This is a genomic window from Variovorax soli NBRC 106424 (assembly GCF_001591385.1).
Classification (GTDB): domain Bacteria; phylum Pseudomonadota; class Gammaproteobacteria; order Burkholderiales; family Burkholderiaceae_C; genus Variovorax; species Variovorax soli.
In genome coordinates, this window is the sequence record NZ_BCUU01000128.1 from 1 (window position 1) to 12,416 (window position 12,416).

Annotated in this window: 14 protein-coding genes; 3 read left to right on the plus strand and 11 right to left on the minus strand. The window is 67.0% G+C overall.

What is annotated here, in order from left to right:
• Nucleotides 1-151: 151 nt before the first annotated feature.
• Nucleotides 152-328: a hypothetical protein gene (locus VSO01S_RS23825; RefSeq protein ID WP_245684308.1), complete on the minus strand. Its 177-nt coding sequence runs from the start codon at nucleotides 326-328 to the stop codon at nucleotides 152-154.
• Between the two features lie 413 nt (nucleotides 329-741).
• Between VSO01S_RS23825 and VSO01S_RS23830 the strand changes: the two genes are divergently transcribed.
• From VSO01S_RS23830 to rbp, 3 genes are all read left to right on the plus strand, one after another.
• Nucleotides 742-957: a hypothetical protein gene (locus tag VSO01S_RS23830; RefSeq protein WP_068645271.1), complete on the plus strand. Its 216-nt coding sequence runs from the start codon at nucleotides 742-744 to the stop codon at nucleotides 955-957.
• Between the two features lie 31 nt (nucleotides 958-988).
• Nucleotides 989-1,255 carry a translation initiation factor IF-1 gene (infA, locus tag VSO01S_RS23835; RefSeq protein ID WP_068645272.1) on the plus strand — a complete coding sequence of 89 codons (267 nt, stop codon included), beginning with the start codon at nucleotides 989-991 and terminating at the stop codon, nucleotides 1,253-1,255.
• A gap of 63 nt (nucleotides 1,256-1,318) precedes the next feature.
• Nucleotides 1,319-1,639 (plus strand): RNA-binding regulator, encoded by a 321-nt coding sequence (rbp, locus tag VSO01S_RS23840; protein WP_068645273.1) that lies wholly within the window; start codon nucleotides 1,319-1,321, stop codon nucleotides 1,637-1,639.
• A gap of 652 nt (nucleotides 1,640-2,291) precedes the next feature.
• On the opposite strand, the gene VSO01S_RS23845 is transcribed toward rbp, so the two are convergent.
• The 10 genes from VSO01S_RS23845 to VSO01S_RS23890 all read right to left on the minus strand — a co-directional run.
• Nucleotides 2,292-3,149: a formate dehydrogenase accessory sulfurtransferase FdhD gene (locus VSO01S_RS23845; protein ID WP_068645282.1), complete on the minus strand. Its 858-nt coding sequence runs from the start codon at nucleotides 3,147-3,149 to the stop codon at nucleotides 2,292-2,294.
• A gap of 74 nt (nucleotides 3,150-3,223) precedes the next feature.
• A complete protein-coding gene (locus VSO01S_RS23850; RefSeq protein ID WP_068645274.1) occupies nucleotides 3,224-3,655 on the minus strand; it encodes a hypothetical protein in 432 nt (143 codons plus the stop codon).
• Nucleotides 3,652-4,881 (minus strand): formate dehydrogenase subunit gamma, encoded by a 1,230-nt coding sequence (locus VSO01S_RS23855; protein ID WP_068645283.1) that lies wholly within the window; start codon nucleotides 4,879-4,881, stop codon nucleotides 3,652-3,654. Before VSO01S_RS23855 ends, VSO01S_RS23850 begins: the two co-directional genes overlap by 4 nt.
• A gap of 32 nt (nucleotides 4,882-4,913) precedes the next feature.
• A complete protein-coding gene (locus tag VSO01S_RS23860; protein WP_068645275.1) occupies nucleotides 4,914-5,177 on the minus strand; it encodes a hypothetical protein in 264 nt (87 codons plus the stop codon).
• Nucleotides 5,174-5,794, minus strand: a complete 621-nt coding sequence (fdh3B, locus tag VSO01S_RS23865) for a formate dehydrogenase FDH3 subunit beta (RefSeq protein ID WP_068645276.1) — start codon at nucleotides 5,792-5,794, stop codon at nucleotides 5,174-5,176. The genes VSO01S_RS23860 and fdh3B overlap by 4 nt, the downstream gene beginning before the upstream one ends.
• Nucleotides 5,795-5,803: 9 nt before the next feature.
• Complete coding sequence (locus VSO01S_RS23870; RefSeq protein WP_068645277.1) at nucleotides 5,804-8,794, minus strand: formate dehydrogenase subunit alpha; 2,991 nt, start codon at nucleotides 8,792-8,794, stop codon at nucleotides 5,804-5,806.
• A 13-nt stretch (nucleotides 8,795-8,807) separates the two neighbouring features.
• Nucleotides 8,808-9,029 (minus strand): formate dehydrogenase, encoded by a 222-nt coding sequence (locus tag VSO01S_RS23875; RefSeq protein WP_068645278.1) that lies wholly within the window; start codon nucleotides 9,027-9,029, stop codon nucleotides 8,808-8,810.
• Nucleotides 9,030-9,164: 135 nt separating this feature from the next.
• Complete coding sequence (locus tag VSO01S_RS23880; protein WP_068645279.1) at nucleotides 9,165-9,788, minus strand: TorD/DmsD family molecular chaperone; 624 nt, start codon at nucleotides 9,786-9,788, stop codon at nucleotides 9,165-9,167.
• Nucleotides 9,785-11,914: a 4Fe-4S binding protein gene (locus tag VSO01S_RS23885; protein WP_245684310.1), complete on the minus strand. Its 2,130-nt coding sequence runs from the start codon at nucleotides 11,912-11,914 to the stop codon at nucleotides 9,785-9,787. The genes VSO01S_RS23880 and VSO01S_RS23885 overlap by 4 nt, the downstream gene beginning before the upstream one ends.
• A partial coding sequence (locus VSO01S_RS23890; protein WP_068645281.1) for a DUF3306 domain-containing protein occupies nucleotides 11,835-12,416 on the minus strand: 582 nt, incomplete at its 5' end. The genes VSO01S_RS23890 and VSO01S_RS23885, both read right to left, overlap by 80 nt.

Here is a 12,416-nt window from a genome sequence, read left to right on the forward strand (position 1 = left end):
CGGCTTGATTGCCCCATCCATCGGACTTCAATGCAAGGACCACTCGCTATGTTGCGGGCGCAATCCAAGGGGGGCTACTACAACGATCACATCCAGGATCAGTATCCGTGCACGTCCAGGTCCTTGGCCGCCTGGGCCACCTGCGACGCGCCTACTTGGGGATCTGCTGGCGGCAGATGTTGCTACCCGTGGCCGTCAGCTGCAGCGAGCCGCCCAACCACTCCAGCCACGACAGCTCCACCAGCTCATCGATGACCGAGGCCTCGATCTCGCCGGCACGCCGACGGTGCAACAGGTCCGCGACGCGAGGCAGCTCAACACGAAGCACCTCCCGTCGAAGTGTGGAGAGAAGCGCTTTGCTCATATTGGCCTTTCGTGCCGTTGTGCACCCAGCCTACCACTGATCCGTAGGGGCATCGCACCCATCTGGAATGCTTGCGAGGCTATTGCCCTATACTTCTCGCATCGACCCCGGCTTGCTCGTTGCCTGGGTCCTTGATAGACACCTCGCGGTACGCACAGGCGGCCCAGGACTCGTCTGGAGCGTTCTCTTTGTAGCCTCCAGGCCGTACGTCATCCCCTTTTGGGCGAGCTTCATCTTCGGTCCGGTCTCGCAAATACGACTCGGACCGGCACATTTTTCTCCACCGTTTTACATGCGCGGATCGCTCCCTCGACGGGGCGCCTGCGCACAGGCGCGCTGTCCGCACATGGCGGCCCGCGTCACGTCGTCCCTTCCTCATGCAGAACTCTCCATCCCACGAAGTGGGCAAGTACCTCGTCACACCCATGACGAAACTCAACGATGCCGGCCGCTACAGCGCCTCGGTGTCCATTCGCCGCGGCATGCACGATCGCGTGTTTCGCCTCATTCCCCATTTCGACAGCGCCGCGAACGCCGCACGCTACGCCCTGGCGCAGGGCCGGCAGTTAGTGCTGAACAACCAACTGGTCTGACGCAGGTCGGAACGATCAACTTAGGAGCTGTGTGGCCAAAGAAGAACTGATTGAAATGCAAGGGCGCGTCGAGGAAGTGCTGCCCGACTCGCGCTTTCGAGTCACCCTCGACAACGGCCACAGCCTCATCTGCTACTCGGGCGGCAAGATGCGCAAGCACCGCATCCGCGTCCTGGCCGGCGACCGCGTCTCGTGTGAGCTTTCGCCCTACGACCTCACCAAAGGACGACTCACGTTTCGCCATATCGCGCCGCGAGCGCCCGGTACCTCCGCCGCTCCCCCACGGCGCAGGCACTGAACACGCCCTGCGCCCACTCCACCTCAGGTCACACAAGACCTTCACCTCTTCAGAAAGACTCTCATGGACAACAAACTTTACGTCGGCAACCTCTCCTATGCGATGCGCGACGACACCCTGCACCAGCAATTCGCAAACTTCGGCCACGTCGCATCGGCGAAGGTAATGATGGACCGTGACTCGGGCCGCTCCAAGGGCTTCGGCTTCGTCGAAATGGGCTCCCCGGCGGAGGCCCAGGCCGCCATTCAGGGACTGAATGGAAAGCAGATCGATGGCCGGGCATTGACCGTGAACGTTGCCCGCCCCATGGAGCCTCGCAGCGGTGGCTTTGGCGGCGGTGAGCGTCGACAGGACAGCTACGGCAATCACCGCAATCGCTACTGATACGACATGTGCGACGTGCGCCTTTCGACTTGCGCTCCTTGATCGGTACGACGCACGTGCATCATCGTTCGGCTTTGCCTCTCACACCCCGCCCATCTGCGAGTCGCAGTCGTTGGAGTCGTGGGGCCCGGACAGCGCGATGACTCGCAAGTCGTCGTGCGTTATGACAAGACCCTTCGCGCGCACGCTCAGCAACTTGGGTTGCCAGCTTTCCCGTTGCTGCGCCCTGCCACGGGGCCGCCGGCTCACAGTGGAACCACTCCTTGCGGAGCTGGACGGCAATCGAAGTTCGCCTGCGCGCAGGGAGATGGCGATTTCCACCGATGATGGCCCGATGCACCCGAGCTGGCACCCGCCAAGAAGCAATACGTGGCCGCCGGATCTTGCGCAGGGAATGGTCTGGCCGCGCCCTGGATAAACACTTCCCCACGCACTTGGCCTGCAGATGGCCCCGCGTGCGCTATCACCGCGAACTGGGCGGCCACGGCGTTGCGCCTGCCCCTCTGTCGAATAGCCGCAGGCGAGCATTCCAAGCTCAATCAGCCGTCAAAGCTCCGACGCGACGATCACAGCGATCATCAGCGCCCGTCTTCGTTCGGCGTCAGGTGGCGCACCGCCAGTTCAAACCCCGCACGCTGGGCCCCGGACCAACCTATCCCCGCTCCGCCAACCCAGGCTGCAACACCAACCGCTCCGCCCCCGCATAGCAAACAAAACGCCGATTCGTCGCCCGCCCAATCGCGCACAACCCCACGCGCTGCGCCACGTCGTATCCCATCTGCGTCATGCCGCTGCGCGACACCACGATGGGCACGCCCATCTGCGCGGACTTGATGACCATCTCGCTCGTCAGCCGCCCCGTCGTGTAGAACACCCGCGCCGGGCCGAGAGCGCCTGCTGCGCCCTCTCCCGGCTGCATCGCCATCCAGCCGGCAATGGTGTCGATGGCATTGTGGCGACCCACGTCCTCCACGAAGATCTGCATCGCAGCCTGCGGGCCGCCGCCCTGCTCATCAGCATCCAGCGTGAACAGCGCGCAGCCGTGCACGGAGCCCGCCGACTTGTACGTGCTCTCCTGCAAACGGATGGCGTTGACCAGCGCATACAGCTGCGCCTGGGTCATGCGCGTGGGCGGCAGCTGCACACGTTCGATTTCGGCCATCAGCTCGCCGAACACGCTGCCCTGGCCGCAGCCGGTGGTGACGACCTTCTTGGCGGTGCGCTCCTCGATGCGGTCGATGCCCGCATGGGTCTTCACCGCGGCGGCGTTCACTTCCCAGTCGACCGTGATCGACTCGACATCAGAGGCGCCTTGCACCAGGCGCTGGTTGAGCAGGTAGCCCAGCACCAGCAGCTCGGGCTGCGCGCCGAGCGTCATCAGCGTGACCAGTTCGCGCCGGTCGACGTAGATGGTGAGGTCCCGCTCGGCGGGAATGTGGACCTGCTCGCGCTCGCCGTGCTCGTTCACCACCTCGACCTCGCGCGTCAGCGGCGCGCGCGCGGCGCTCAGGCGTGGACGTGTCGGGGTTGCGTTGCTTTGGTTGGCGGTGCTTGTGGTGGTGTCGAGTGCCCGATTTGTCACTACTACTGCTTCTTCGGCGCCTGGGCGTCAGGCGTTGCCGAATTATGCGGCGAGGTGGCCGGCGTGCTGGGCGAATGGGCACCGGCGGCCTCCAGTGGCTTGACGGCCTCCGGCGGCACATACGCGAACGGGCCCGGGTCGGTGCACGGCTGGGTGCTCACGGCCGCCGGTACCTGCTTGCCGGCGGCGCTTGCGCCGGCGCGGTAGTTCTGCGCCGCACGGTCTTGCGCAAGGCACAGCTTGTAGGCATCCACCTTGCCGGTCCAGGCCGTGCGCGCGGCGGTTTCGGCGGCCTTGGCCTTGGCTTCGGGCGTGGGTTCCGGCGGAGGCGGCAGCTTGGCCCAGGACGCGGAACTGAATGCGGCCACCATCAATGCGGCCGCTACGGCCAAGCCTGTGGATGCGTTCTTCATCATCTTCATCATGGTCATCATGTGGAGCGTCCTTCCGTGGCCATGGACCCCGCAGCCGTACTGCCGCCAGCCCGCGCCTCGGCACTGCGCTGCGCGGGGATCTTCCCGGCCGCGATGTCGTCGTACCAGTCGGGGTGGTGCTCGCGCGCCCACGTCTCGTCCACGTAGCCTTTGCGCATGGCCTTGTAGGCGCCGGCCATGCCCAGGGTGCCGATGTAGATATGGCCCATGATCAGCGCCATCATCAGCAGCGTGGCGGTGGCATGGATCATGTGCGCCACCTGCATTTCGCCGCGGGTGTACACGAAGCCCGGCAGCAGCTTGTCGAGGAACAGGCCGGAGCCCACCACGATGCTGCCCAGCACCAGCATGCCGCCCCAGTAGACGATCTTCTCGCCGGCGTTGAAGCGGTGCGAGCGCGGCTCGCTGCCGCCGAAGAGGCCCCCGCCCTTGAGCAGCCAGTTCAGGTCGCCTTTGCGCGGCAGGTTGTCGCGGAAGAAGGTGATGATCATGAAGACCAGCGTCACCACGAACAGCGGCCCGACGAAGTTGTGGATCGTCTTGAGCGCATAGGTGAGCCAGCCGAACAGCGAGCCGCCGATCACCGGCAGCAGGAAGAACCTGCCGAAGGCCATCACGATGCCGCTCACGGCCAGCGTGACGAAGGCGATGGCGTTGGACCAGTGCGTGGCGCGCTCGAAGGGCGTGAAGCGCTCGATCTTGCGGCCGGTTTCCTCGCCATGCAGGCCGATGGTGCCGCGCGTGAAGTAGAAGATGGCCAGCGCCAGCAGCGTGACGAACAGCAGGGCCGCGCCATAGGGAATGAGCCAGTCGTTGCGCACCTGGCGCCAGGCTTCGCCAGCGTTGGTGCGGCGCGAGCCGGGGTACTCCACGATGGGCTGGATGAGGTTGCCCGCCTCGGGCGCCTCGTGCTTGGGCAGGCTCGAATAGCCCGTCACGCCCTCGCCCACCTGCCGCCACATCGGGGCATTGTTGCCGGGCTGCACTTTGATGCGCTCGCCGTTGCTCTGCTGCATGTAGCCCGGCTGCTCGCTGGCCTCGGGCTTCACGTCGAAGATGTTCTGGCTCTGGATGCCGCCGGCCGCAGGGGCCGCCGGCGCAGGCGCGGGCGCAGGGGTTACGGGGCCTGCGGCCGTGGGTGCCTGCTGGGCCTGGGCCTGCGCGCCGCCCGCAAAGGCAGCGCCCAGAACCGCGGCCAGCACCAGGGCGCTGAGCGTTCTGTTCATGATGCCGGGCCTTTCGCTCACTGCTCGCACGCCTACTGCGTCCGGTTGTATTCGTTCTGCCCGTTCTGGGCGCGGGTCTTCAGCTGGGCCTCCCACGAGGCCTTGTCGCCCGGCTTCCAGCCCTGGGCGGTGAAGGCGGTGCCGCCGCCTTCCTTGGGCGTGCCGTTGGACGTGCCCGACCAGGGTGCGGCGTCGTGCTTCACACCCTGCGCATTGGTCTGCGGCTTTTCGCCGCAGGCGGCCAGCAAGGCCGCGGCGCCGAGCAGCGCGATGACGGAGGCTGCGGCGCGCTTCATTGCTTCACCCCGCCGTTGGACTTGCCCGCCTGCTGCGAGCCGTAGGCCGTACCCCAGCCCCACACCTCGGCACCCTTGCCGCGATGCAGCACGCGGGTGCGGAAGATGTCGGCCACCACGTCGCCGTCGCCGGCGAGCAAGGCCTTGGTGGAACACATCTCGGCGCAGGCCGGCAGCTTCCCTTCGGCCAGGCGGTTGCGGCCGTACTTCTCGAACTCCGCCTGCGAGCCGTTGGCCTCGGGGCCGCCGGCGCAGAAGGTGCACTTGTCCATCTTGCCGCGCGCACCGAAGGTGCCCTGGGCCGGAAACTGCGGCGCGCCGAACGGGCAGGCGTACGAGCAGTAGCCGCAGCCGATGCACACGTCCTTGTCGTGCAGCACCACGCCCTCTTCGGTGCGATAGAAGCACTGCACAGGGCACACCGCCATGCAGGGCGCGTCGGAGCAGTGCATGCAGGCCACCGAAATCGACTTCTCGCCCGGCACGCCGTCGTTGAGCGTGACCACGCGGCGGCGGTTCACGCCCCACGGCACCTCGTTCTCGTTCTTGCACGCGGTGACGCAGCCGTTGCATTCGATGCAGCGCTCGGCATCGCAGACAAATTTCATTCTTGCCATTGCGGTTCCTCAGGCTTTCTCGATGTTGCAGATGGTCGACTTGGTCTCTTGCATCATGGTGACGCTGTCGTAGCCGTAGGTGGTGGCCGTGTTCACGGCCTCGCCGCGCACCACGGGATGCGCGCCCGCCGGGTAGTAGGGCAGCATGTCCACGCCCTGCCAGCGGCCCGAGAAGTGGAAGGGGATGAAGGCCGTGTCCGGCGCCACGCGCTCGGTGACCAGCGCCTGCACATTCAGCTTGGCGCCGGTGGGCGTGTGTACCCAGACGCGCTCGCCGTTTCGGATGTTCTTCTCTGCCGCCACCTTCGGGTTGATCTCGACGAAGGCCTCCTGCTGCAGTTCGGCCAGCCAGGGGTTGGAGCGGGTCTCCTCCCCGCCACCCTCGTACTCGACCAGCCGGCCCGAGGTGAGGATGATGGGGAACTTCTGCGCCACGTTGTCCGCCAGGTTCTTGTCCTGCACGCTCTTGTAGAGCGTGGGCAGGCGCCAGAAGGTGGCGATGTCGTTGTGCGTGGGGTACTTGGCCACCAGTTCGGGCCGGTTGCCGTACAGCGGCTCGCGGTGCACCGGCACCGGGTCGGGGAAGTTCCACACCAGCGCGCGCGCCTTGGCATTGCCGAAGGGATGGCAGCCGTGGTTCTTCATGAACACGCGAATCATCCCGCCCGACAGGTCGGTCTTCCAGTTCTTGCCCTCGGCCTTGGGCTTCTCTTCCGGCGTGAGTTCGTCCCACCAGCCCAGCTTCTTGAGCAGAACATGATCCAGCTCGGGGTAGCCGGTGGTGATGTCCGCGCCCTTCGAATGGGAGCCGTCCTCGGCCAGCAGGTTGACGCCGCCGCGCTCCACGCCGAAGTTGGCGCGGAAGTTGCCGCCGCCATCCATCACGTGCTTGGAGGTGTCGTACAGGTTGGGGCTGCCCGGGTGCTTGAGCTCGGGGTTGCCGTAGCAGGGCCACGGCAGGCCGAAGTAGTCGCCCGCGATGTCGTAGCCGTTGACCTTGTCCTTGACCGAGCCCTTGGCCTTGAGCGTGGTCACGTCGAAGGCGGCCATGTTGCGCATGTGCGCCTGCAGGCGCTCGGGGCTCTGGCCGGTGTAGCCGATGGTCCAGTTGCCGCGGTTGATCTCGCGCAGGATGTCGTCGGGCACGGGCTCGTCCATGCCCTTGACCTTCTGCATCTTGAAGTTCTTGGACAGCTCCTTGCCGAAGCCCAGCCGGTCGGCCAGCTGCTGCATGATCATGTGGTCGCTGCGGCTTTCCCACAGCGGCTCGATGACCTTCTCGCGCCATTGCAGCGAGCGGTTGGATGCGGTGACCGACCCGCTGGTCTCGAACTGCGTGCAGGCCGGCAGCAGGTACACCGCGCGATTGGGGTTGAGGTCTTCCGGCCGGCCCGGCATGGCGGCCATGGCGGCCGTGGCCGAGGGGTACGGGTCCACCACCACCAGCAGGTCCAGCTTGTCCATGGCCCGCTTCATTTCCAGGCCGCGGGTCTGCGAGTTGGGCGCATGGCCCCAATAGAACACGCCGCGCAGGTTCGAGTCCTGGTCGATCAGCTCGTTCTTCTCGAGCACGCCGTCGATCCAGCGCGACACCGTCATGCCCGACTTGTTCATCATGGCCGGCGTGGCATAGCGCGACTTGATCCAGTCGAAGTCCACGCCCCACACGGCGGCAAAGTGCTTCCACGAGCCTTCCACCAGGCCGTAGTAGCCCGGCAGCGAATCGGGGTTGGGGCCCACGTCGGTGGCGCCCTGCACGTTGTCGTGGCCGCGGAAGATGTTGGTGCCGCCACCCGACACGCCCACGTTGCCCAGCGCCAGCTGCAGGATGCACGAGGCGCGCACCATCGCGTTGCCGATGGTGTGCTGCGTCTGGCCCATGCACCAGACGATGGTGCTGGGGCGGTTCTGCGACATCCAGGTGGCGACCTTGAGCATCTGCGCCTCGGGCACGCCGCACACTTCCTCGACCTTGTCGGGCGTCCACTTGGTCATGACCTCTTCGCGCACCTTGTCCATGCCGAAGACGCGGTCGTTGATGTACTTCTTGTCTTCCCAGCCGTTCTTGAAGATGTGGTGCAGCAGGCCGAAGAGGAAGGCGATGTCCGAGCCCGAGCGGATGCGCACGTACTCGTCGGCCTTGGCCGCCGTGCGGGTGAAGCGCGGGTCGACCACGATCACCTTGCAGCCGTTCTCCTTGGCATGCAGCAGGTGCAGCATGCTCACCGGATGCGCCTCGGCCGCGTTGGAGCCGATGTACAGCGCCACCTTGGCGTTGCGCATGTCGTTGTAGGAGTTGGTCATGGCACCGTAACCCCAGGTGTTGGCCACGCCGGCCACCGTGGTGGAGTGGCAGATGCGTGCCTGGTGGTCGCAGTTGTTGGTGCCCCAGAAGCTGACCCACTTGCGCATCAGGTAGGCCTGCTCGTTGCTGTGCTTGGACGAGCCGATGAAGTAGAGCGAGTCGGGGCCGCTGGCCTTGCGCAGCTCCTGCATGCGGGCCACGATTTCAGTGAGGGCCGTGTCCCAGCTGATGCGCTCGTACTTGCCGTTGACCAGCTTCATCGGGTAGCGCAGGCGGTACTCGCCATGGCCGTGCTCGCGCAGGGCCGCGCCCTTGGCGCAGTGCGCGCCCAGGTTGATGGGCGAGTCGAACACCGGCTCCTGGCGCACCCACACGCCGTTTTCCACCACCGCGTCGGAGGCGCAGCCCACCGAGCAGTGCGAGCACACCGTGCGGCGCACTTCGACCTTGCCCGCGCCGACGGCCGGGCCGGCACCTTCGGCCGCCTGCGACTTGCGCATCAGGGTGAGCTGGCCCGCGGCCAGCCCGACACCCACGCCCAGGCCGGAGCGGCGCAGGAAGCCGCGCCGGTCCATGGTCGGCATGGCGTTGGCCAGGCCGCGCCGCAGGCTGTGGACGAAGGGCGAGTGGCTGTTGTCGGAAGAAGAAGTAGGGGCGATGGCCGAAGCGCCATTCGCCTTGCGAGTGAGCAGCATCTTGGGTCCGTCCTCAGGCAGAAGTGGTTCGGTAGTAGCGCTTGACGTGCTCGGAGAGCTGGTAGCCGCCGCCCTTGTCCGGCGCCGGCTTGGCGCTCGACGCGGGGGAGGCATTCGTGGCTTCGACCTTGGGCAGCACGGCCACCGCGGCGGCTGCGGCGCCCACGCCGGCGGCACCGGCAAAGAAGCTTCGGCGCGAGCTTTTCTGTCTGTCGTTCACTTGGCTGTCCTGCATGGCAACTCCAGGATTGGCTTCAACGATGGGTTTAGATATGAACCCATTTGCATAGGTTTGCATAGTAGTCAAAGCCCTTAAATCCCGGGTGAATACCCCACCATTGTGGTCAGGCCATCTGGCCAATTTGGTGGTTCACTCGAGGATGTCGAAGGCCTGCGCCTCGACCTGGGCGAAGGCCTGCGTGAACCGGGCCAGGGCCGCGTAGAAGCCGGCCGCGGGGTGCGCGGCGACGGCTTCGCACATGTCGTAAATCCACGGCTGGATGTGGGCGGAATAGAAGGCCTGCTGCCGCGTCAGGTTCGCCACCGCCACGTCGTCGCCCGCGATCAGGTAGCGCATCACCTCGAACAGGCAGGCCACATGGTCTTCCGTCTCGCCCACCGAGTCGTCGCGTGCCAGGCCGAGCCGGGCGAGCTCGCCGCGCAGCTGGGCCAGCGGCTTGTCATTGAGAAAGCCGCTCAGGTAGTGCGAACCGAACAGGTACACCTCGGGCTTGCCGATGCCGCCGAAAAGGGTGTCGTATTCCGCGCGCAGCTGCGCCTCGGTGCGCTCGCGGCCGGCGCCCACCAGTTGGCGCCAGGGCTCCTCCAGGTAGGCGCCCTGCATCGGCGCCTCGGTGGCAGCCACCTTGAAGGCGTCGAGCAACTGCGCATCGGGCGGCGCATACCAGAGCCGGGCCAGCAGGCCGTAGAGCTCGGCGCGGGCGATCTCCTCGTCGAGGGCGGAGGACGCGGCGGCGGACGATGCGAGGTTCATAGCTGGTCGATCTTGACTTCGTTGGATGCCGTGTAGATGTCGATCACGCGGCAGTCGCTGCACATCTTCAGGCGCTCGAGCGCCTCGCCCTGGAACATGGCGTGGCCGGCCAGCTTGCCCAGCATGGCCTCGATGGCCTTGTGGGTGCCGAAGGGCTTGCCGCAGCGGATGCAGCTCCACGGCTTGGCCTCGTTGAGCAGCACGGGCTGGGCGCGCTCCGGCGCGGGCAGGAAGCGCGGCACCAGGGAAATGGCGTTTTCCGGACAGGTGGTGGCGCACAGGCCGCACTGCACGCAGTTCTTCTCGATGAAGCGCAGCTGCGGCGCGTTGGCGTTGTCCTGCAGCGCGCTGGCCGGGCAGGCGCTCACGCAGGCCAGGCACAGGGTGCACTTGTCCTTGTCGACCTCGATGGCCCCCAGCGGAGCACCGGCCGGCAGCGCAATGGCGGCGGGCGCGGTCTGGTCTTTCAGCGCGGGGGCGGATTCGACGAGGTGGTCCAGTGCCAGTTCGAGCGTGCTGCGCTTCTCGGCCGCCACCGCATGGCGGGCGGCGCTGGCAGGCACTTGCTGGCGCGTGCCGCGCAACTCGGTAAGCGCCGCGTCCAGCGCCGCCGGCGTGGCGGCATCGACGGCCAAGAAATGCGTGCCCGCGTAGCCCAGGCCCCTCAAAAGGGCCTGCGCGATCTCCATCTGCTTAGCCGTGGCGGCGCGGTACTGCGGCGCCTCTTCGCCGGTGAACAGCACCGCCACCTGCGTGGCGCCATAGGCCACCGCCGACAACCACAGGTCGATGCCGGTGCTGGCGCTGTGGAACAGGCTCACTGGAATGACGTGGGCCGGCACGCCCTGCGCCTTGCCCAGCTGCGCCTGGCGGCCCAGCTGCTCGATGAGCGTGCGGCCGCCCTCCTCGCTGTGCAGCAGCAGCACGGGCTCGCGTCCGCCGGCCTGCAGGTAGGCCGACAGCAGCGTGCGCAGCTTGCGCCCCTGCTCCGGCGCGCGCGGGTAGCTGTAGGCCAGCGCGCCCGTCGGGCACACGGTGGTGCAGGCCCCGCAACCCACGCACAGGTTGGGGTTGACCACGATGCGCTGGTGCTCCTTGTCGCTGCGGATGGCATGGGCCGAGCACACCTCCACGCAGGCATTGCAGCCCACCTGCTCGTTGCGGCTGTGGGCGCAGAGCTTCTGCTTGTAGTCGAAGAACTTGGGCTTCTCGAACTCGCCCACCAGCTCGCGCAGGCGCAGCACGGTCTGAAGCCCCTGGGCCTGCGCGGCCAGGCCGCCGGCAACGTGGAAGTAGCCTTGCGGCGGCGCATGCCAGTCGATCTGCGGCTCGGCGCCCAGGTCCAGCACCAGGTCGAACTCGGCACTGTGCACCTGCGGCTCGCGCTGCAGGTCGATGGCGCCGGCCACGCCGCAGGCCTTCACGCAATCGCCGTGCGAGGTGCAGCGGGCCGCGTCGATCTGGTAGTCGAAGCCGATGGCCTGCTCAGGGCAGGCGGCCATGCAGGCATTGCAGCGGGTACACAGGTCCAGGTCGATGGGGTTGTCCTGCGTCCAGCCCAGCTGGAAGGCGCCGAGCCAGCCAGCCAGCGACTCGATGCGGCCGGCCACCACCGGAAAGCGGCGCGCCTGCGCCCCGCCCCGCTCGCCGGGGCCGGTGGAGAAGATGCTCACCTGCAGCGAATCGGCCAGCAGCGCGGCCGCATGCTCGGCCTGGTCGAGCGGGCCGATGACCAGCAGCCGGCCCTGGCTCCTGTAGGACACGGTGGGCACCGGCTCCGGATCGGGCAGGCTGGCGGCGGCCAGCAGCGCGGCGATCTTCGGCATGGCGGTGCGCGCGTCGCGGCTCCAGCCGCCGGTCTCGCGGATGTTGACGAAGCGGATGGGCGAGGTAGCGCCGGGCGTCTGCCCGGCCAACTCGGTGAACAGGCGCTGCTCCTGGGTGCAGGCCACGACCACCTCGTCGCCGCCGCTGCCGGTGATGGCGCGCTGGAAGGCCGGGGCCTCGCGCCGGCACAGGGTCGTGTGGAGGGGAAGCTCTTTCTTGTCAGGAAGAAGTGCCGCGCCGAGGGTCTTCGGCGCGAGCGGCATCGTCTTGTTGCAGTCGCAGATCAGCGTGGTCGTCATCGGTCTCTTGGCTGGCCGGCGGCGCTCCCGGGTCGGGCGGCGCGTTCGGCGGGCTGGGATCATCTATTGCGTGATGCTCGGACTGTGCCACGTCCTGTGCTTGCGTCATGGCAGGGGTTTCTTCCAGCGGTGCCTTGCTCTTCTTTTTTTCTTCTTCGTCGTCGTCCACCAGCTTGAGGAAGGCGGCGCTGGCCATCTTGCGCAGTTGGGCGGGCAGCAGGGGCGCGGGGTTGGAATAGTCGTCGATGTAGACGTCCATCCGGTCCATGACATTGAAATGCGGGTCCGCAAAGAGCTTCTTCATGGCCGCGTTGCGCACCTCGGGCGCCACGTTGCGCGCCACGAAGGGCTTGAAGTCCGACTCGGGGGTGAGGGCTTGCGCGTCTTCCAGCGTGGGCAGCGGCGCCTCTTGCTGCGTGGCAGCATCTTCCTGCGCAGCCGCAACGTCCGCCGCGGGTTCGGCCGGCACGGCGGGCGCCGGCGGCTGCTGCGCAGCGGCAGG